We start from the raw sequence: 21,679 nt of genomic DNA, 5'->3' as shown, positions 1-21,679 counted from the left end.
GAGCATGCCCATGCGAACTGACGAACTCGACGGAACGGCCCTCGACTACTGGTGCGCACGCGCACTGTGCGCGGACGACAAACACACGCTGTACTTCACGGCCATCGAGCCGCAGGTGATCGTGACCGCCGCGTGCGATGCGTTGCGGCGCCTCGACGCGCATTTCGCGCCGTCGGCGTCGTGGGCCGACGCGGGGGCGGTGCTCGATCGCGTCGGCGACCTGCGGATCGCGCGGCGCGGCGACGGCGTCGAATGCGACGCGTGCTTCATCGACGGCCCGTCGACCTGCGCGGCACGCGCGCCCGACGTGCGCACCGCGTTGCTGCGCGCGTTCGTGCGTGCGCGCTTCGGCGACGAAGTCGATACCCCGCCGCCGTTCCCACACCGGATCGAGCGCGGCGCGCCGGTGCGCTACGACCCCGGTGCGCCGCTTCCCGAAGCGGACGACGATCCGGCCATCGGCGACAGTTCGGACATTCGCTCGATTCCGCGCATGTGACGACGCCGGACGCCGAGGCATGGGCCATGCGCGCGATGCAGTGACCCTCCCGCGTTCATGTAAAAAGGACAGGGTGCCGCCCCCGGCATCGCGCCCGAACGTTGCCGCGCCGGGCGCCGCACCGCAGGCACGCGGGTTGCGGCGCACGACCGTTACCGTTCGCCGACGCCCGGACCCGCCATCCCATGAACGCCACCCCGCCCTTCGCTCCCCACCTCTACTTCTGCGACGCGCGCCTCGTCGGCCCGCTCGACGCGTGGCCCGACACGTTCGCGCACATCGCCGGCATGGGCTTCGATCACGTGCTGATCGGCGGCTTCTGGGCCGCCAGCGTCGCGGGTTTTCCGCGGCACGTCGCCGACTTCCACCGGCCGGCCGCGACATTCGCGACGCGCGCCGGCGCGCTCGAAACCTTCTCGCGGCTCGCCCAGCTCGCGCACGGCCACGGGCTGCGCGTGCTGCTCGAAGTCGTGCCCGACCGCATCGCGCGCGACAATCCGCTGCGCGCCGAGCATCCGGACTGGTACGCCGAGCGCGCGCACGACGACGCGCTGATCGATCCGCGCTGCGGCGCGCATGAACTCGACGTCGCCCATGCGCGGGTCGGCGACGACGCGACGCACGACGCGCTCGCCGCGTGGTGGTGCGCGCATCTCGCCGCGTTCGCGGACGCCGGCGCGGCCGGCTTCCTGATCGACGCGCCGCATCACCTGCCGGCCGCGTGGTGGCCCGGCTGGCGCGCGGCGCTGCGTCGCGGGCGCCCGGACGTCGCGGTGCTGGCCGGCGTGCCCGGCCATGCACGCGACGCGCTCGCGCAACTCGAGGGGGCCGGCTTCGACGCGGTGTTCTCGTCGGTACGCTGGTGGGACCTGCGCTCGCCGTGGTTTGCGGACGAGCACCGGCTGCTGCGCCGCATCGGCTCGCCGATCGCGTTTCCCGACGCCTTCGACGGCCCGCGTCTCGCCGACGACTGGCACGACGCGCCGGACGAGACGCTCGCCCGCGCGTACCACCGCGCGCTGTGGACCGCGGCTGCGCTCGGCACCGGCTGGCTCGTGCCGATGGGCTTCGAGCGCGGCGTCGCGTTGCCGCTGATGGTGCGCGATGCGGACGCCGCGCGCTATCGCGCCGCGTTCGACGTCGCGCGCTTCGACCTGTCCGGCGCGATTGCCGACGCGAATGCGTGGCGCCGCGCGACGCCGCTTGCGGCCGGGCGCGGCGAAATCGCGCAACTGAGCGCGCCCGGCGCGGCCGCGACCGCGCTGCTGCGCGGCATGGGCCCGTCGCTCGAGCACGACGACACGGCACTGCTGATCGCGCTGAATCCCGCTCTCGATGCCGACGCGCCGGTCGATCCCGCGACGATCCTGCCCGGTGTGCCGGGCGGCTTCACGCAGGTCGCGACACCGGCGGGCACGCGCACGCCCGCACCGGTCGCGCTGGCCGCGTTCACGCTCGAACCCGGCGGCTACGCGCTGCTCGACGCGCGACGCGCGCCGCCCGCGACCGCGCGCGCCGGCGCCGCGGACGAGCGCGCCGCGCTGTCCGCCGCGCTCGCGGCCGACCGGATCGCGATCGAACGCGTCGAGCCGGCGGTCGACGGCGGCCGCTTCGCGATCAAGCGCGTGATCGGCGAAACGCTGGTTGTGCACGCATCGATCTTCACCGACGGCCATGCGCATCTCGCGGCCGCGCTGCAGTGGCGCGCGGACGACGAAGAGGACTGGCGCGAAGTGCCGTTCGTCGCGGAACCGAACGACCGCTGGCACGCGCGCATCGCGCTCGACCGGCTCGGCCGCCACGCGTTCCGCGTGATCGCGTGGCGCGACGACTGGGCCTCGCTCGTCACCGACATCGCGAAGAAGCGCGCGGCCGGCCAGGACGTGACGCTGGAGGTGCGCGAGGCGCAGCTGCTGCTCGCGACCGCGCTGAAGCGCGCCGCGCCGGACGCTGCGCACGCGGTCCGGCAGATGGAACGGCTGGCGGCCGACCTCGACGACGCGTCGCACGAACACCGTCTCGCACTGATCGGCGAACCCGCGCTCGCCGACGCCTACGCGGCGCTGCGCTACCGGCCGTTCGCCACGCACGACGAGACCGTCTACCCGGTCGAGGTCGAGCGCCGCGCCGCACGCTTTTCCAGCTGGTACGAGCTGTTTCCGCGCTCGGCGAGCAACGACCCGCACCGGCACGGCACCTTCGACGACGTGATCGCGCAACTGCCGCGCATTCGCGACATGGGCTTCGACGTGCTGTATTTCCCGCCGATCCATCCGATCGGCACGACCGCGCGCAAGGGCCGCAACAACACGCTGAAGGCCGGCCCCGACGACGTCGGCAGCCCGTACGCGATCGGCTCGCCGGACGGCGGCCACACGGCCGTGCATCCGCAGCTCGGCACGCTCGCGTCGTTCCGCGCGCTGATCGATGCGGCGCGCGCGCAGGGGCTCGAAATCGCGCTGGATTTCGCGATCCAGTGCTCGCCCGACCATCCGTGGCTCGCCGCCCATCCGGGCTGGTTCGCATGGCGGCCCGACGGCTCGCTGCGCTATGCGGAAAATCCGCCGAAGCGCTACCAGGACATCGTGAATCCCGACTTCTATGCGCCCGACGCGCTGCCCGACCTGTGGCTCGCGCTGCGCGACGTGGTGCTGTTCTGGGTCGAAGCCGGAGTGCGGATCTTCCGCGTCGACAACCCGCACACGAAGCCGCTGCCGTTCTGGGCGTGGATGATCGCGGACGTGCGCGGCAAGCATCCGGACGTCGTGTTCCTGTCGGAGGCGTTCACGCGGCCCGGGATGATGTACCGGCTCGCGAAGATCGGCTTCTCGCAGTCGTATACGTACTTCACGTGGCGCGAGACGAAGCGCGAATTCATCGACTACCTGACCGAGCTGAGCGCCGGTCCCGCGCGCGAGTTCTTCCGGCCGAACTTCTTCGTGAACACGCCCGACATCAATCCACGCCACCTGCAGAACGCGCCGCGCTCGCAGTTCGTGATCCGCGCGGCGCTCGCGGCGACGCTCGCCGGCTCGTGGGGCCTGTACTCGGGCTTCGAGATCGGCGAATCGGCACCGCTGCCCGACAGCGAGGAATACGCGGACGCGGAGAAATACGAGCTGCGCGCGCGCGACTGGGCCAAGGCCGCGCACATCGGCGGCGAAGTCGCGCGGCTGAACCGCGCGCGGCGCGAGCATCCGGCGCTGCAGACCCACCTCGGCCTCACGTTCGCCGACGCGGACAACGACCAGGTGCTCGTGTTCGTGAAGGCGACGCCCGCGCACGACAGCGTCGTCGCGGTCGCGATCAGCCTCGACCCGTGGCATCCGCAGGCCACGAACTTCATGCTCGATGCGTCGCTGTGGCGCGGCCTCGGGCTCGTCGACGGCGAACCGCTCGACGCGCTCGAACAGGACGCCGCGCGCGCCGAAACCTGGCGCGGGCATCGCCAGTACGTGTCGCTCGACCCGCACGTGCGGCCCTATGCGATCTGGCGGCTCGCGCCGTCTCCCGGCGCCGCGCGAGCGACGGCGCCCGACCCGGGCGGTGCCCGGGGCCCTTCCGGAGCACACGCATGATGAAACGCGAAGACTCCCTCGACGACGTGCGGCGCGCGCAGTTCCCGTCGCTCGCCCCGGCCGGCACGCCGCGCCGGCGCCGTGCGCGGCGCCGCGCACCCGCGCTCTGCGCGGACGACCCGCTGTGGTACAAGGACGCGATCATCTACCAGGTGCACGTGAAGTCGTTCTACGACTCGAACAACGACGGGATCGGCGATTTCCCCGGCCTGATCGCGAAGCTCGACTACATCGCCGAGCTCGGCGTCGATACCATCTGGCTGCTGCCGTTCTACCCGTCGCCGCGCCGCGACGACGGCTACGACATCGCCGACTACCGCGACGTGCATCCCGACTACGGCACGCTCGCCGACGTGCGGCGCTTCATCCGCGAAGCGCACGCACGCGGCATCCGCGTGATCGCCGAGCTCGTGATCAACCACACGTCGGACCAGCACCCGTGGTTCCAGCGCGCGCGGCGCGCGAAACCGGGCTCGATGCATCGCGACTACTACGTGTGGTCCGACACCGACACGAAATACGCGGGCACGCGGATCATCTTCCTCGATACCGAAACGTCGAACTGGACCCACGACCCGATCGCCGGCCAGTACTACTGGCACCGCTTCTACTCGCACCAGCCGGACCTGAACTTCGACAACCCGGCCGTGGTGCGCGAGGTGATCCAGGTGATGCGCTTCTGGCTCGATCTCGGCATCGACGGGCTGCGGCTCGACGCGGTGCCGTACCTGGTCGAGCGCGAAGGCACCAACAACGAGAACCTGCCCGAGACGCATGCGATCCTGAAGCGGATCCGCGCGACGATCGACGCCGAGTACCCGAACCGGATGCTGCTCGCGGAGGCGAACCAGTGGCCGGAAGACGTGCAGGAATACTTCGGCAACGAGGACGAATGCCACATGGCGTTCCACTTTCCGCTGATGCCGCGCATCTACATGTCGATCGCGAGCGAGGACCGCTTCCCGATCGTCGACATCATGCGGCAGACGCCGGCGCTCGCGCCGAGCAACCAGTGGGCCGTGTTCCTGCGCAATCACGACGAGCTGACGCTCGAGATGGTCACCGATTCGGAGCGCGACCTGCTGTGGCAGACCTATGCGAGCGACCGGCGCGCGCGGATCAATCTCGGCATCCGGCGCCGCCTCGCGCCGCTGATGGAGCGCGACCGGCGCCGCATCGAACTGATCAACTCGCTGCTGTTGTCGATGCCCGGCACGCCGGTGATCTACTACGGCGACGAGCTCGGGATGGGCGACAACATCCACCTCGGCGACCGCGACGGCGTGCGCACGCCGATGCAATGGTCGTCGGATCGCAACGGCGGCTTCTCGCGCGCGGACCCGGAACTGCTGGTGCTGCCGCCCGTGATGGGCTCGCTGTACGGCTACGACGCGATCAACGTGGAAGCCCAGACGCGCGACCCGCATTCGCTGCTGAACTGGACGCGCCGCATCCTGTCGACGCGCCGCGCGACGCAGTCGTTCGGGCGCGGCACGATCCGCTTCCTGCGCCCGGAGAACCGCAAGGTACTCGCCTACCTGCGCGAACTCGAAGGCCACGAGACGGTGCTGTGCGTCGCGAACCTGTCGCGCGCGTCGCAGGCCGTCGAACTCGACCTGTCCGAATTCGCGGGCCGCGTGCCGATCGAGATGACGTCGGATTCGCCGTTTCCGCCGGTCGGCCAGCTCCCGTATTTGCTCACCTTCCCGCCGTACGGGTTCCTGTGGTTCGTGCTGTCCGAGCATGGCCGCGAGCCGTCGTGGCGGCAGCCGCACGCGCAGCCGCTGCCCGAGTACGTGACGATCGTGATGCGGCGCGGCGACGCGCGGCCGGACGTCGGCCAGCTGCATGCGCTCGCGCACGATGCGCTCGCGTCGTGGCTCGCGCGGCGGCGCTGGTTCGCATCGAAGGACCGCAAGATCGGCGACGCGTGGCTGAACGTCGTCACGCCGATGCCGGACGAGCCGTTCCAGTACGCGGAAGCATGGGTATCCGCGAGCGACGGCGGGGTCGAACGCTACGTCGTGCCGCTGGCCGCCGCGTGGGGCGGCGAGACGTCGCAGCCGCTGTTCGCGCAGCTCGCGCTCGCGCGCGTGCGGCGCGGCCATACCGTCGGTTACCTCACCGACGCGTTCGCGCTGCCGTCGTTCGCGCGCGGGATGCTGCGCAAGCTGCGCGACGGCGCGACGGTGCCGACTTCCGACGGCGGCCGCCTCGACTTCCTGCCCGAGCAGGCGCTCGCCGCGCTCGATCCCGGCGACGACGCCGAAGTGCGCTGGCTCGCGGCCGAGCAGAGCAACAGCTCGCTCGTGATCGGCGACGCGATCGTGCTGAAGCTGGTGCGCAAGGTCGCGCACGGGATCCATCCGGAAGCGGAGATGAGCCGCCACCTGACGCGGATCGGCTATGCGAACACCGCGACGCTCGCCGGCGAAGTCGTGCACGTCGATCCGGACGGCACGCCGCATACGGTCGCGATCCTGCAGCGCTACGTCGACAACCAGGGCGACGCGTGGACGCGTTCGTTCGACTTCCTGAGACGTGCGGTCGACGAGCTCGCGCTGCCGGCCGTCGACGAAGGCGACGCGACGGAGTCCGGCGAGGAACCGGACGCGCTGCTCGGCTACGCGGCGTTCGCCGGGATCGTCGGCACGCGGCTCGGTCAGTTGCACGTCGCGCTCGCGCAGCCGTCCGACGACCCGGCGTTCGCGCCGGAGCGCGCGACCCCGGCACACGTCGACCACTGGCGCAGCGATGCGATCGCGTCGTTCGAGCACGCGCTCGACGTGCTGGGCACGCGGCTCGATACGCTGGCCCCCGCCGAGCGGGCCGCCGCGGACACGCTGCTCGCGTCGCGCAACGCGGCCGTGCAGGCGCTCGGCGAACTGGTGCCGCGCACCCTCGACGCGCAATGCACGCGAATCCACGGCGATTTCCATCTCGGCCAGGTGCTCGACGTGCAGGGCGATGCGCTGCTGATCGACTTCGAGGGCGAGCCCGCGCGCCCGCTGGAGCGGCGCCGCGCGAAGTCGCATCCGCTGCGCGACGTGGCCGGCTTCCTGCGCTCGCTGTCGTACGTGAGCGCGGCCGCGCAGTTCGTGATCGAGAAGGCGCCGCCGCAGGCGGCCGGCCGCAAGCGCGCGCTGTTCGACCGCTTCGGGCAGGCCGCCGCCGACCGCTTCGTCGAATGCTATCGCGCGGCCGCCGAGCAGGCGCCCGAACGCTTCGTCGACCCGCGTTATGCCGATCGCCTGCTCGCGCTGTTCCTGATCGACAAGGCGTCGTACGAGCTGTGCTACGAAGCCGCGAACCGCCCCGACTGGCTCGGCGTGCCGGTCGGCGGGCTCGCCGCGCTCGTCGAACGCCTGCTCGACACGCACGGTGAACCCGACGACGGAGGCACCCGATGACCGACACGCTGTTCGACCGCCACGATATCGATGCGCTGCTCGCCGGGCGCCATCCGGACCCGTTCGCGTGCCTCGGCCCGCACCGGGATGCCGGGCGGATCGTCGTGCGCGCGCTGCTGCCCGGCGCGCGGCGCGTGCGCGCGGTGACGCCCGACGGCGACGAACTCGGCACGCTCGCGTGCGTCGACGAAGCCGGCTGCTTCGCCGGGACGATCGCGCGCGACGGCCACTACCGGCTCGCGATCGAGTGGCCCGATACGCGGCAGGTGACCGACGATGCGTATGCGTTCGGCACGCTGCTCGACGACGCGGCGCTCGCGCGGTTCGCGGCCGGCGACCCGGCCGCCGTGCTCGAGTGCCTCGGGGCGACGCCCACGCGCGTCGACGGCATCGACGGCGTGCGCTTCGCGGTATGGGCGCCGAACGCGCAGCGCGTGTCGGTGGTCGGCGACTTCAACACCTGGGACGGCCGCCGTCATCCGATGCGGCTGCGGCGCCCGTGGGGCGTGTGGGAACTGTTCGTGCCGGACATCGGCGCCGGCGAGCACTACAAGTACGAGCTGTGCGCGAGCGACGGCCGCGTGCTGCCGCACAAGGCCGATCCGTGCGCGCGCGCGACCGAAGCGCCGCCGCGCACCGCATCGGTGGTCGCCGACACGGCGGCGCTCGACGCGTTCGCATGGCATGACGACGGCTGGATCCACGCGCGACCGCATCCGGAGCGCCGCTTTCGGGTGCCGTGGTCGATCTACGAGGTGCATCCGGAATCGTGGCAGCGCGTGCCCGAGGAAATGGACCGCAGTTCGACCTGGGACGAACTCGCCGAGCGGCTGATCCCGTACGTGCGCGGCATGGGCTTCACGCACGTCGAGTTCATGCCGATTTCCGAGTACCCGTTCGGCGGCTCGTGGGGCTACCAGCCGCTCGCGCAGTTCGCGCCGTCCGCGCGCTTCGGGCCGGTCGACGGCTTCGCGCGCTTCGTCGACCGCGCGCACGCGGCCGGCATCGGCGTGATCGTCGACTGGGTGCCCGCGCATTTCCCGAACGATCCGCACGGCCTCGCGCAGTTCGACGGCAGCGCGCTGTACGAGCACGCCGATCCGCGCGAGGGCATGCACCCCGACTGGAACACCTGCGTGTTCAACCTCGGGCGCAACGAGGTCGGCGCGTTCCTCGTCGCGTCGGCGCTCGCGTGGGCGCGCCGCTATCACGTCGACGGGATCCGCGTCGACGCGGTCGCGTCGATGCTGTACCGCGACTACTCGCGCAGGGAAGGCGAATGGGTGCCGAACATCCACGGCGGGCGCGAGAACCTCGAGGCGGTCGCGTTCCTGCGCACGCTGAACGACACGCTGCACGGTGCGCTCGCGCCGCCCGGCATCGTCACCTTCGCGGAGGAATCGACCGCGTGGCCGGGTGTCACCGCGGCTACCGGCGACGGCGGGCTCGGCTTCGACTTCAAGTGGAACATGGGCTGGATGCACGACACGCTCGCGTATCTGCGCGAGGATCCGATCCATCGCCGCTATCACCACGACCGGATGACGTTCGGGCTCGTGTATGCGTTCTCCGAGCGCTTCGTGCTGCCGCTGTCGCACGACGAGGTCGTGCACGGCAAGGGTTCGCTCGCCGCGAAGATGCCCGGCGACGCGTGGCAGCGGCTCGCGACGCTGCGCGCGTACTTCGGTTTCATGTGGGCGCATCCGGGCAAGAAGCTGCTGTTCATGGGCAGCGAATTCGCACAATGGGCCGAGTTCGCGCACGACGCGACGCCGCACTGGGACCTGCTCGACGCGCCCGCGCATCGCGGCGTGCAGCGGCTCGTGCGCGACCTGAACCGCGCGTACGCGGCTGAACCGGCGCTGCATGCGCTCGATTGCCACGCGGCCGGGTTCGCGTGGCTGATCGGCGACGATCGCGACAACAGCGTGTTCGCGTTCGCGCGCCGCGACGACACCGGGCGTCTCGTCGTCGCGGTCTGCAACTTCACGCCGGTGCCGCGTGCCGGCTATCGCGTCGGGTTGCCAGCGCCCGGGCAGTGGCGTGAACTGATGAACACCGATGCCGCCGTGTACGGCGGCACGAATGCCGGCAACGACGGCACCGTGTCGACGGAGGCGATCCCCGCGCACGGCGAGTCGTGGTCGGCCACCTTGCGCCTGCCGCCGCTCGCGACGCTGTGGCTGAGCCCGGCCTGACACCCGGCGCCCTCGACACGGAGACGATCCCCATGCCGACCGCCCTGCCCGCCCGTCTCGAACCCGGCCGCTGCCATCCGCTCGGCGCGGCCTGGGACGGCCTCGGCACCAACTTCGCGGTGTTTTCCGCGCATGCGCAGCGTGTCCAGCTGTGCGTGTTCGATCCGACCGGCCGCAAGGAGCTCGCGCGCCTCGACCTGCCCGAATGCACCGACGAGGTATGGCACGGCTACCTGCCGAACGCGCATCCCGGCACCGTGTACGGCTTTCGCGCGGACGGCCCGTATCAGCCGCAGCACGGCCATCGCTTCAATCCGACCAAGCTCCTGCTCGACCCGTACGCGCGCAAGCTGGTCGGCCACTTTCGCTGGTCCGACGCGCTGTTCGGCTATCGCGTGCATTCGAACCGCGCGGACCTGTCGATGGATCGCCGCGACTCGGCGCCCGCGATGCCGAAGGCCGTGGTGGTCGACGAGGCGTTCGACTGGAGCATGGACCGGCGCCCCGACGTGCCGTGGCGCAGCACCGTGATCTACGAGACCCACGTGCGCGGCGCGTCGATGCGCCGCGCCGGATTGCGCGCGCCGGAGCGCGGCACGTTCGCGTCGCTCGCTCATCCGGCGTTCATCGATCACCTGCTGTCGATCGGCGTGACGACGGTCGAGCTGCTGCCGGTGCACGCGTTCCTGCAGCAGCGCGCGCTCGTGAACCGCGGGCTACGCAACTACTGGGGCTACGACACGGCCGCGTTCTTCGCGCCGGAGCCGGCCTACCTGTCGACGCGGCGGCTCGACGAGATGCGCATCGCGATCCGGCAGCTGCACGCGGCCGGCATCGAGGTCGTGCTCGACGTCGTCTACAACCACACGTGCGAGGGCAACGAGCTCGGCCCGACGCTGTCGTGGCGCGGCCTCGACAACGCGAGCTACTACCGGCTGCGGCCGGACGACCCGCGCTACCACGTCGACGAGACCGGCTGCGGCAACACGCTGAACCTGTCGCATCCGCGCGTCGTGCAGATGGTGATGGATTCGCTGCGCTACTGGGCGAGCGCATTCAACGTCGACGGCTTTCGCTTCGATCTCGGCGTGACGCTCGGCCGCGAGGATCACGGCTTCGAGCCGGGCGCGGGTTTCTTCGACGCGCTGCGGCAGGACCCGCTGCTCGCGCAGCGCAAGCTGATCACCGAGCCGTGGGATCTCGGCCCCGGCGGCTATCAGCTGGGCCGCCACCCGCCCGGCTTCGCCGAATGGAACGACCGCTTTCGCGACACCGTACGGCGCTTCTGGCGCGGCGACGCCGGGCAGCGCCCGGAACTCGCCGCGCGGCTCGCGGGCTCGGCCGACCTGTTCAATCATCACCGGCGCCGCACGTGGGCGTCGGTCAACTTCATCACCGCGCACGACGGCTTCACGCTCGCCGATCTCGTGTCGTATGCGGAAAAGCACAACGAAGCGAACGGCGAAGACAACCACGACGGCCACGGCGACAACTGCAGCGCGAACTGGGGCGTCGAAGGCGCCACCGACGACGCGTCGATCCGCGACCTGCGCGCGCGGGTCGCCCGCTCGATGCTCGCCACGCTGTTTACCGCGCTCGGCACGCCGATGATCGTGGCCGGCGACGAATTCGGCAGGACGCAGCACGGCAACAACAACGCATATTGCCAGGATAACGAACTGTCCTGGCTCGACTGGGATCTCGCGCGCAGCGACGAAGGCGCGCAGATGACGCGCTTCGTGTCGCGGCTCGCCGCATTGCGCCGCATGTACCCGGTGATGTCGGCGCCGCGCTATCCGTCCGGCGACCGCGACGGTGCGCCGGGCATGCACGAGATCGACTGGTTCGACGAGCGCGGCGACCCGCTGAGCGTGCCCGCGTGGGAGGACGGCGAGCGTCGCGCGCTGACGATGCGGCGCGTCGGCACCGGCCGCACCGGGCGCACCGAGGCGTTGCTCGTGATGCTGAATGCGTCGGCCCACGTCGTCACGTTCAAGCTGCCCGCCCCCGTGCTCGACTATCGCGTGCTGCTCGACACCGCGACGCCCGACGCCGGCCCGCGCGGCTGGCCCGACGCCGGCCGCGACGTCGCCGCGCACGCGGCCGTGATCGCCGTCGCGGCCGTGCCACCCGCCCCGTCCTCGTGAGGAGCCGCCATGACGTCACGCACCGCCCATCCGCCCGGCACGCACGCATTCGCGTCGTCGTTCGGCGCGACCTGCCTCGACACGGAACACACGCGCTTCCGGTTGTGGGCGCCCGCGAGCCGCACGGCCGCGGTCGAACTGCACGGCGAACGGCGCGTCGCGATGCTGCCGGCCGGGGACGGCTGGTTCGAGGTCGTCGCGCCGTGCGGTCCCGGCACGCTGTACCGCTTCCTGCTCGACGACGGTCTCGTGGCACCCGATCCCGCATCGCGCTTCCAGCCGCATGACGTGCACGGCCCGAGCCAGGTCGTCGACCCGGCCGCGTACCGCTGGCGCAACGACGCGTGGCGCGGGCGGCCGTGGCACGAGACGGTGCTGTACGAACTGCACGTCGGCGCATGCGGCGGCTATGCGAACGTCGAGCGGCGCCTGGCCGAGCTTGCCGCGCTCGGCGTGACCGCGATCGAGCTGATGCCCGTCAACGCGTTCCCGGGCGCGCGCAACTGGGGCTACGACGGCGTGCTGCCGTTCGCGCCCGCGGCGTCGTACGGACGGCCCGAGGAACTGAAGGCACTCGTCGACGCCGCGCACGGGCTCGGGCTGCAGGTGTTGCTCGACGTCGTCTACAACCACTTCGGCCCCGAAGGCAACCTGCTGCCGCGCTATGCACCGGGATTTTTTCGCGCGGACCGGCAGACCGCCTGGGGGCCCGCGATCGACTTCTCGTGTGCGCAGACGAGCGCGTTCTTCATCGACAACGCGCTGTACTGGCTCGACGAATTCCGCTTCGACGGCCTGCGCATCGACGCCGCGCATGCGATCGACGACGATGCATGGCTGCGCGAGCTCGCCCGCCGCGTGCGCGCGTATGCGGGCGATGCGCGCCACGTGCATCTGGTGCTCGAGGACGAGCGCAATCTGGCGAGCCTGCTCGGCCCCGGCGGTTTCGACGCGCAGTGGAACGACGACTTCCACAACAGCGCGCACGTGCTGCTCACCGGCGAGCGCGAAGGCTACTACCGCGCGTACGCCGATGCGCCGCTGCGCCATCTCGCGCGCACGCTCGGCGAAGGGTTCGCGTACCAGGGAGAGCCGTCGCCGCTGCACGATGGCGCGCCGCGCGGCGAGCCGAGCGCGCACCTGCCGCCGACCGCGTTCGTCACGTTCCTGCAGAACCACGACCAGATCGGCAACCGCGCCTTCGGGGAGCGGCTGCGCGCGCTCGCGAACGACGACGCGGTGCGTGCGGCAACTGCCCTGATGCTGCTCGCGCCGCAGGTGCCGCTGCTGTTCATGGGCGAGGAAATCGGCAGCACGCAGCCGTTCCAGTTCTTCACCGACTATCGCGGCGCGCTCGCCGACGCGGTGCGCGAAGGCCGGCGCCGCGAGTTCGCCGCGTTTTCCGCGTTCGCCGATCCTGCGCATCGCGACGCGATTCCCGATCCGAATGACATCGGCACGTTCATTCGCTCGTCGCCCGGTCATGCCGGTGCGGACACGTGGCCCGACGCCGACGCGTGGCGGCGCTTCTACCGCAGCGCGCTGGCCGTGCGCGCGGCGCTCGTGACGCCGCACCTGCCCGGCGCCCGCGCGCTCGGCGTCGAGCTGCTGTCCGCTATCGGCATCGGCAACCGCGACGGCGACGGCAACGCGGAGGCGCTCGTCGCGCGCTGGCGGCTCGGCGACGGCAGCACGCTCACGCTCGCATTCAATCCCGGCTCGCGCGACGCGCTGCTGCCGATGCTGCCGGTCGGCAAGATCGTGTTCGAGACGCCGCCGCGCGCGCGCGACCGTCTGGCCGAGCGGCGGCTGCCCGCGCGCACCTGCATCGCATGGCGCGACGGTGCGGTCAACCGCGATGCGCTCCATCACCGCACGAACGGGCACACACGACAATGACGACCGACGTGCCGATCGCCGACCTCGCGCGTGCGGCCGGGCTGGCGCCCGACTGGATCGACGCGGGCGGCGTCGCGCGGCGGGTGGGCGACGACGCGCTCGTCGCGCTCGTCGATGCGCTCGGCTGGCCATGCGGCACGCCGATCGAGCGGGTCGACAGCGCGGCCGCGCTGACCGATGACCGGGACGCAACGCCGCAGGTCGTCACCGGCGACGCCGGCGTGCCGCTGACGCTCCCGCGCAGCGTCGCGCCGCCGGGCGCGCGCTTGCGGATCGCGCTCGAAACGGGCGAGCACGTCGACGCGCGCGTGGCCGACGCGGGCGAATCCGGCGCACTGCCGCCGCTCACGGTGCCCGGCTATCACGCGCTCGAGATCGGCGAACAACGCATCGGGCTCGCCATCGCGCCGCCGCGTATGCGGCCGTTCACTGCCGACGACGGCATGGCGGGTGCGCAGCGCCGCTGGGGCATCGCGGCCCAGTTGTACAGCCTGCGCCGCACGGGCGACGACGGCGCGGGCGACTACACCGCGCTCGCCGGTCTCGCCGCGCACGCGGCGCGGCACGGCGCGCACGCGGTCGCGATCAGCCCGACGCATGCCGGCTATCCGGCACTGCCCGAGCACGACAGCCCGTATTCGCCGTCGTCGCGGCGCTGGCACAACGTCGCGTATCTCGACTGCGACGCGGTGCCGGGCGCCGATATCGCGCGGCGGATGCATGGCGCGGCGGCACATGGCACTGCCGCGCCCGATACGCCGCTGATCGACTGGCCGCACGTGCTGCCGCTGAAGCTGCGCCGCTTGCGCGCGTGCTTCGATGCGTGGCGCGCGAACGGCGGCCCGTTGCGCGACGCGTTCGAGCGATTCCGTGCGGCAGGCGGCGCGGCGCTCGACGCACACGCGCGCTTCGACGCGCTGCAGGCGTTCTGCATCGAACACGGGATCGGCGCGGACTGGCGGCAATGGCCCGCGCCGTGGCGCATGCCGGACTCGGCCGAGGTCGACGCCTTCGCACACGCGCATGCCGAGACGATCGCGTTCCATGCGTTCCTGCAATGGTGCGCGTCGGACGCGCTCGGCAACGCACAGCATGCGGCGCGCGAGGCCGGGATGGCGATCGGGTTGATCGCCGATCTCGCGGTCGGCTCCGATCGCGCCGGCAGCGACGCGTGGGCGCACGGCACGACGCTGCTGCGCGGCGTGTCGGTCGGCGCGCCGCCCGACCTGTTCAATGCGGATGGCCAGGCCTGGGGCGTGACGACGTGGACGCCCGCCGCGCTGCGCGCGACCGGCTTCGCGCCGTTCGTCGACCTGTTGCGCGCCGCCTTCGCGCAGGCGGGCGGGGTTCGTATCGACCACGTGCTCGGCTTCGCGCGGATGTGGATCGTGCCGGACGGCGGCTCGCCGCGCGACGGCGCGTACTTGCACTATCCGCTCGACGATCTCGTGCGGCTGGTCGCGCTGGAGGCGGCACGGCATCGCGCGGTCGCGATCGGCGAGGATCTCGGCACGGTGCCGGCCGGGTTTCGCGAGCGCCTCGGCGCGCGGGGGATCGCGGGAATGCGCGTGCTGTGGTTCGAGCGTGAGGCGGACGGCGCGTTTCGGCCGCCATCGGCGTGGGATCGCGACACGATCGCGATGACGTCGACGCACGATCTGCCGACCGTGGCGGGTTGGTGGCGTGGTGTCGATCTCGAGTGGCGGCGGGGGTTAGGTGATGCAGATGCAGATGCAGATGCAGATGCAGATGCCTCCGAGGATGCACGCACCGACGACGGGAGTGGCCAAACGCAACGCACCGCGAGCGCGCGTAATGTCGGTGACGACATCGGTCGCGCCGCGGCCGCACACGGAGCGGGACGTTACGAACGAAACAAACCTGCTTTGCGTGACGAGCACCCCGCCAAGGATGTCGGTCACGGCGTGCCCCAACCACGCGACACGCCGCCGCCCACCCCCGACCTCGCCCTCACTGCGGCCCAGGCCGAACGCGCGACCGAGCGCGCGGCACTATGGCGCGCGTTGCAGCAAGCGGGCTGCGCGCCGCCCGGTGATCCGGTACCGCCTGCCGACACGCCACCCGTCGATGCAGTCCTCGCGTATGTCGCGCGCAGCCCGTCGCCGCTCGCGATCGTGCCGCTCGAGGATCTGCTCGCACTGGACGCCCAACCGAATCTCCCCGGCCCGCCCCGCGGCCATCCGAACTGGCTGCGCCGGCTGCCGCGCGCGGTCGACGCGCTGTTCGACGCCGACGTACGCAGACGCATCGCGGCGCTCGAGCGCGCACGCCGCGCCCGGGAGCAGGAAGTATGATTCCGCGCGCGACCCTGCGACTGCAACTGCACGCCGGCTTCACGTTCGACGACGCGGCCGCGCACACCGACTATTTCGCGCGGCTCGGCGTGAGCCACCTGTACCTGTCGCCGATCACGACGGCCGAGCCCGGTTCGCTGCACGGCTACGACACCGTCGACCATCACACGATCAGCGCGGAACTCGGCGGCGTAGCCGGCTTCCGCCGCCTCGTCGACGCGCTGCACGCGCGCGGCCTCGGCGTGATCGCCGACATCGTGCCGAACCACATGGGCGTCGGCGGCGCATCGAACGGCTGGTGGAACGACGTGCTCGAATGGGGGCCGGCGAGCCCGTACGCGCGCTACTTCGACATCGACTGGCATCCGCCTGACGCGACGCTCCACGGCAAGGTGCTGCTGCCCTGCCTCGGCGCGCCCTACGGCGACGCGCTCGCCGCCGGCGACGTCGCGCTCGGCGCCGAGCCGTCGAGCGGGCGTTTCTTCATCGCATGCGCGGGCAGGACGCTGCCGGTCGCCGCCGCGGCCTATGCCGAGATCCTGCGCATCGCCAACCGTGCGGACCTGAACGCGCTCGCCGAACGGTTCGTCGCCGCGCCGGTGCGCGGCAGCACGCGCCTCGCGGACGCGCACACGGCACTGCGCGAATACGCCGCCGCACAGGGCCCGCATGCGTTCGACGCGATACTGCGCGGCGCCGATCCGCGCCGCGCACGCTCGCGCGCGTGCCTGCATCGATTGCTCGAACGCCAGCACTACCGGCTCGCGTGGTGGCGCACGGCCGCCGACGAGCTGAACTGGCGGCGCTTCTTCGACATCGCGACCCTCGCGGCCGTGCGCGTCGAGGACGAAGCGGTGTTCGACGCGGTGCACGCGCTGCCGCTCGCGCTTCATGCGGCCGGCTGTCTCGACGGCCTGCGCGTCGATCACGTCGACGGCCTCGCCGACCCGGGCGCCTACTGCCGCCGCCTGCACGCGCGGCTCGCCGCGCAGCGCGACGAGCGGCCTTATCTCGTCGTCGAGAAGATCCTTGCGCCGGGCGAGACGCTGCGTGAAGACTGGCGCGTCGACGGCACGACCGGCTACGACTTCATGAACGACGTCGCCGCGCTGCTGCACGATCCGGCTGGCGCGGCGCCGCTCGCCGCGCATTGGGCGGCCGTGTCGGGCTCGGCGCGGTCGTTCGCGCAGGAGGCGGTGGCCGGCAAGCGGCGCGTGCTGAAGCGGCAGCTCGCCGGCGAGCACGAACGTGTCGCGCGGGCGTTGCACCGCATTGCGCGCGCGGCACCCGCGACGCGCGACCTCAGCCGGATCGCGATCCAGCGCGTGCTGGGCGAACTCGCGGTGCACCTTCCCGTGTACCGGATGTACCCGACACCCGGCAACGAGCCGACCGGCGCCGATCGTCGCGTGCTGGCGCACGCGTACGACGCGGCGTGCGCGACGATCGATCCGTCCGACCGCTACGCGCTCGATCGCGTCGCCGGCTGGCTCGGGCTGCCGGGCCTGCGCGCGCCGCGCGCGGATGCCGAGGCGCTGCACGCGGCGCGCGTCGCGTTCGCGCAGCTCACCGCGCCGCTCGCCGCGAAGGGCGTCGAGGATACCGCCAACTATCGCTACGGCCGGCTGCTGTCGCGCAACGAGGTCGGTGCCGATGCGGGCGATTTCAGCCTGTCGCGCGGAGCGTTCCATGCGCGCAACCGCCGTCGCGCGCGCACCGTTCCGCATACGCTCGTCGCGACCGCGACCCACGATCACAAGCGCGGCGAAGATGCGCGCGCGCGGCTCGCGGTGCTCAGTGAAGTGCCGGACCTGTGGCGCGCGGTGTCGCTCGACTGGTCGGCGCTGAACCAGCCGCGGCGCGGCGGCGCGCATCGCGATCTCGCGTGGGCGCCGGGGCCGGCTGCGGAAGCACTGCTGTACCAGACGCTCGTCGGCTGCTGGCCGCCGACGCTCGCGCCCGACGATGCGGCCGGGCTGGCTGCGCTTGCCGGGCGCGTGGTGCGCTGGCAGACGAAGGCGCTGCGCGAAGCGAAACAGCATACGGACTGGCTCGCACCCGACGCGGACTACGAGCGCGACTGCGAACGGTTCGTCCGCGCGATCCTGACGCCGCATGGCGCGGGCGATTTCGTGCACCGGCTGCATGGGATCGTCGCGCGGATCGCGCCGGCCGGTGTCGTCAACAGCCTCGCGCAGGCGGCGCTGCGGATGGCGTCGCCGGGTGTGCCCGATCTGTATCAAGGTACCGAGTCATGGGATCACTCGCTCGTCGATCCGGACAACCGGCGCGACGTGCCGTTCGCGCAGGTCGCGGCCGAGCGGGTCGACGAACCGGTCGCCGCGTACCTGCGGGACTGGCCCGACGCACGCGTGAAGCGCGCGCTCGTCGAGCGGATGCTCGCGCTGCGCGCCCGCTGGCCGGCAACGTTCTCGGATGGTGCGTATGTACCGCTGCGCGTGCGCGGCAGGCTCGGGCGGCATGCGCTCGCGTTCGCGCGCTGCGACGCGACGGCGACGGTCGTGGTCGTCGTGACGCGGCTCGCGTGCCGGTTGCTCGGCGAAGTGCCGGAGTTGCCGCGCATCGCGCCTGCGGAATGGGGCGATACCGCGATCGTGTTGCCGCGCGGCGCGAGCGAGCGGTGGATCGACTGGCTGAACGACGGGAGCGAAATCGACGCGCCGGACGGCATGCTGCGGCTCGATCGCTGTCTTGCCGCGTTGCCGGTCGCGGCGCTGGTGGCAGCCGACGAGCAGCGCCTGCGACCGTGAGCGATGTTGTGCACATGCCGGCGCCAGAGATGTGCTTTCGCGCGGCCGACTTGCATGCTACCCGACAGGCAGACCGACGCTCATCCGAACCATCCATCCCGCTTCCCCACGCGAGTCATCCTCAAATCCCCCGCTGATTCACCCGCTTCGACAACGCCTCCGCGCTTTCCTTCCGTTCGCTGTACCGGTCGACCAGATACGGGCCGATGTCGCGCGTCAGCAGCGTGAACTTCACCAGTTCCTCCATCACGTCGACGACGCGATCGAAATAGGCCGACGGCTTCATCCGCCCCGCTTCGTCGAATTCCATGAACGCCTTGGCCACCGACGACTGGTTCGGGATCGTCAGCATGCGCATCCAGCGTCCGAGCACGCGCATCTGGTTCACCGCATTGAACGACTGCGAGCCGCCGCTGACCTGCATCACCGCGAGCGTCTTGCCCTGCGTCGGCCGCATCGCGCCGACCGACAGCGGAATCCAGTCGATCTGCGACTTCATGATGCCGGTCATCGCGCCGTGTCGTTCCGGCGAGCACCAGACCATCCCCTCCGACCACATCACGAGTTCGCGCAATTCGACCACCTTCGGGTGACTTTCGGGCGCATCGTCGGGCAGCGGCAGGCCGCTCGGATTGAACACGCGCACCTCGGCGCCCATCGCCGTGAGCAAGCGCTCGGCCTCCTCGACCAGCAGGCGGCTGAACGAACGCTCGCGCAGCGAGCCGTACAGCAGCAGGAAACGCGGCGGATGCGTCGACGGCGACGCCGGCCGCAAGCGGCTCGCGTCCGGTACGCGGAAGAGTTCGGCGTCGAGTTGCGGCAGGTCGGTCAGTCGGTCGGTCATGGATGGATTCCGTGGTTTGCTCAAGCGCGCTCGTACCAGCCCTTCGACCGGTTCACGATGCGCACCACCAGCAGCATGACCGGCACTTCGATCAGCACGCCGACGACGGTCGCGAGCGCCGCGCCGGAGTGGAAACCGAACAGGCTGATCGCGGCCGCGACGGCCAGCTCGAAGAAGTTGGACGCGCCGATCAGCGCCGACGGGCATGCAATGTTGTGCTTCTCGCCCACGGCGCGATTGAGCCAGTATGCGAGCGCGGAGTTGAAGAACACCTGGATCAGGATCGGCACCGCGAGCAGCGCGATCACCAGCGGCTGCTTCAGGATCGCTTCGCCCTGGAACGCGAACAGCAGCACGAGCGTGGCCAGCAGCGCGGCGATCGACCACGGGCCGATTTTCGTCATTGCGGCGTCGAACGCAGCCTGCCCGTTCGCGAGCAACACCTTGCGCCAGATCTGCGCGAGGATCACCGGAATCACGATGTAGAGCACGACCGACGTGAGCAGCGTCGCCCACGGCACGGTAATCGCGGACATCCCCAGCAGCAGCCCGACCAGCGGCGCGAACGCGATCACCATGATGCTGTCGTTCAGCGCGACCTGCGACAGCGTGAACAGCGGATCGCCGCCGGTCAGCCGGCTCCACACGAACACCATCGCCGTGCACGGCGCGGCGGCCAGCAGGATCAAACCGGCGATGTAGCTGTCGAGCTGGTCCGCCGGCAGCATCGGCGCGAACAGATGCCGGATGAACAGCCAGCCGAGAAACGCCATCGAGAACGGCTTGACCAGCCAGTTCACGATGAGCGTGACGCCGATCCCTTTGACGTGCTGACGCACTTCATGCAACGCCCCGAAGTCGACCTTGACCAGCATCGGGATGATCATCACCCAGATCAGCAGCCCGACCGGCAGGTTGACCTGCGCGTACTCCATGCGGCCGATCTGCTGGAACACGCCCGGCAGCATCTGGCCGAGCGCGATGCCGGCGACGATGCACAGCGCGACCCAGACCGTCAGGTAGCGTTCGAAGAAATTGATCGCGGGCTTCGCAATGGCATGGCGAGGCGGGATCGCGTTGGACGTGTTCATCGAAGAGGATTCCGTGCGGGAGCAACACACGCGGCACGCCGGTTCACGCGCGCCGCCGTGCGAGCATTCAGTTTCGCGAGATGGCGGTCAACGCCGCCTGCAGTTCGGCGTCGCTCATGCGCTCGAGCGGCAGCGCCAGCAGTTGCAGCATCCGGTAGCCGAGCGCCTCGCGCGTCAGTTCGAACGCGAGCCGCTTGCCGGCATCGCCGCCCTCGGCGTTCGACGGATCGGCGTAGCCCCAATGCACTTTCACCGGGCTGCCGGGCCAGTACGGACAAGCCTCCGCGGCCGCGCTGTCGCATACCGTGATGACGACGCGCAGGCGCGGCGCGCCGTCGCCGACGAATTCGTCCCAGCTCTTGCTGCGGTATCCGGTGACGTCGACACCGGCGCGCGTGAGCGCATCCAGCGCGAACGGATTGAGCCGGCCGCTCGGCGCGCTGCCGGCGCTGTAGGCGCGCACGTCGCGGCCGAGTTTCCCGGCCCAGTGGTTGAGCATTCCCTCCGCGAGCACGCTGCGCGCGGAGTTGTGGGTACAGAGAATCAGGACGTTGGTGGTCATCGGCGGGCGGGTGAATGCATGCTCAGGTTTGGTCGGAGCAGGAAGTCGAACAGGCGGACACCGGCGTGCACGGATTGCCGCCGCAGCAGTTCTCGGTGAGGTAGCCGATCAGCCCGTTCATCGTCGCGAAGTTCGCGCAATAGAACACGAAGCGGCCTTCCTGGCGGCTCGTGACGAGCTGCGCATGGGCCAGTTCCTTCAGATGAAACGACAGCGACGACGGCGGCACGTCGAGCAGCGTCGCGATTTGCCCGGCCGGCAAGCCCGACGGGCCGGCCTGCACGAGCGCGCGGAAGACGGCGAGGCGCGACTCATGCGCGAGTGCCGCCAGCGCGGCGATGGTCTGGTTCGTTTCCATTTTTCGA

At 71.1% G+C, this 21,679-nt stretch carries 12 protein-coding genes; 8 read left to right on the top strand and 4 right to left on the bottom strand.

Annotated features, from left to right (window positions below):
- Positions 1 to 10: 10 nt before the first annotated feature.
- From DID98_RS04615 to treY, 8 genes are all read left to right on the top strand, one after another.
- The gene (locus tag DID98_RS04615) at positions 11 to 499 is read left to right on the top strand and encodes a phage protein NinX family protein (protein WP_124570317.1); all 489 of its coding nucleotides are present in this window, start codon (positions 11 to 13) and stop codon (positions 497 to 499) included.
- 185 nt (positions 500 to 684) lie between these two features.
- Entirely contained in the window at positions 685 to 4,077 is a 3,393-nt protein-coding gene (locus DID98_RS04610) for an alpha-1,4-glucan--maltose-1-phosphate maltosyltransferase (protein WP_124570316.1), read from the top strand.
- Positions 4,077 to 7,487 (top strand): maltose alpha-D-glucosyltransferase, encoded by a 3,411-nt coding sequence (treS, locus tag DID98_RS04605; protein ID WP_124570425.1) that lies wholly within the window; start codon positions 4,077 to 4,079, stop codon positions 7,485 to 7,487. The genes DID98_RS04610 and treS overlap by 1 nt, the downstream gene beginning before the upstream one ends.
- Positions 7,484 to 9,685, top strand: coding sequence for a 1,4-alpha-glucan branching protein GlgB (gene glgB / locus DID98_RS04600; protein WP_124570315.1), 2,202 nt, complete (start codon positions 7,484 to 7,486; stop codon positions 9,683 to 9,685). The genes treS and glgB overlap by 4 nt, the downstream gene beginning before the upstream one ends.
- Positions 9,686 to 9,717: 32 nt before the next feature.
- Positions 9,718 to 11,832: a glycogen debranching protein GlgX gene (gene glgX, locus DID98_RS04595; RefSeq protein WP_124570314.1), complete on the top strand. Its 2,115-nt coding sequence runs from the start codon at positions 9,718 to 9,720 to the stop codon at positions 11,830 to 11,832.
- Between the two features lie 9 nt (positions 11,833 to 11,841).
- Positions 11,842 to 13,731, top strand: a complete 1,890-nt coding sequence (gene treZ / locus DID98_RS04590; protein ID WP_124570313.1) for a malto-oligosyltrehalose trehalohydrolase — start codon at positions 11,842 to 11,844, stop codon at positions 13,729 to 13,731.
- On the top strand, positions 13,728 to 16,046 hold the full coding sequence (gene malQ / locus DID98_RS04585; protein WP_124570312.1) for a 4-alpha-glucanotransferase: 2,319 nt from the start codon (positions 13,728 to 13,730) through the stop codon (positions 16,044 to 16,046). The genes treZ and malQ overlap by 4 nt, the downstream gene beginning before the upstream one ends.
- Positions 16,043 to 18,817, top strand: coding sequence for a malto-oligosyltrehalose synthase (gene treY, locus DID98_RS04580; protein WP_124570311.1), 2,775 nt, complete (start codon positions 16,043 to 16,045; stop codon positions 18,815 to 18,817). The genes malQ and treY overlap by 4 nt, the downstream gene beginning before the upstream one ends.
- Positions 18,818 to 18,938: 121 nt before the next feature.
- On the opposite strand, the gene arsH is transcribed toward treY, so the two are convergent.
- The 4 genes from arsH to DID98_RS04560 form a co-directional block, all read right to left on the bottom strand.
- The gene (arsH, locus tag DID98_RS04575; protein WP_124570310.1) at positions 18,939 to 19,661 is read right to left on the bottom strand and encodes an arsenical resistance protein ArsH; all 723 of its coding nucleotides are present in this window, start codon (positions 19,659 to 19,661) and stop codon (positions 18,939 to 18,941) included.
- A 20-nt stretch (positions 19,662 to 19,681) separates the two neighbouring features.
- Entirely contained in the window at positions 19,682 to 20,752 is a 1,071-nt protein-coding gene (arsB, locus tag DID98_RS04570) for an ACR3 family arsenite efflux transporter (RefSeq protein WP_124521733.1), read from the bottom strand.
- A 67-nt stretch (positions 20,753 to 20,819) separates the two neighbouring features.
- Complete coding sequence (locus DID98_RS04565) at positions 20,820 to 21,314, bottom strand: arsenate reductase ArsC (RefSeq protein ID WP_124485808.1); 495 nt, start codon at positions 21,312 to 21,314, stop codon at positions 20,820 to 20,822.
- Positions 21,315 to 21,336: 22 nt separating this feature from the next.
- Positions 21,337 to 21,672, bottom strand: coding sequence for a helix-turn-helix transcriptional regulator (locus tag DID98_RS04560; RefSeq protein ID WP_124485807.1), 336 nt, complete (start codon positions 21,670 to 21,672; stop codon positions 21,337 to 21,339).
- Positions 21,673 to 21,679: the final 7 nt, after the last annotated feature.

The organism is Burkholderia sp. Bp8984, from assembly GCF_003853755.1.
GTDB lineage: Bacteria > Pseudomonadota > Gammaproteobacteria > Burkholderiales > Burkholderiaceae > Burkholderia.
Note: the sequence above shows the minus strand (reverse complement) of the source record. Positions and strands in the feature narration are given on the sequence as shown.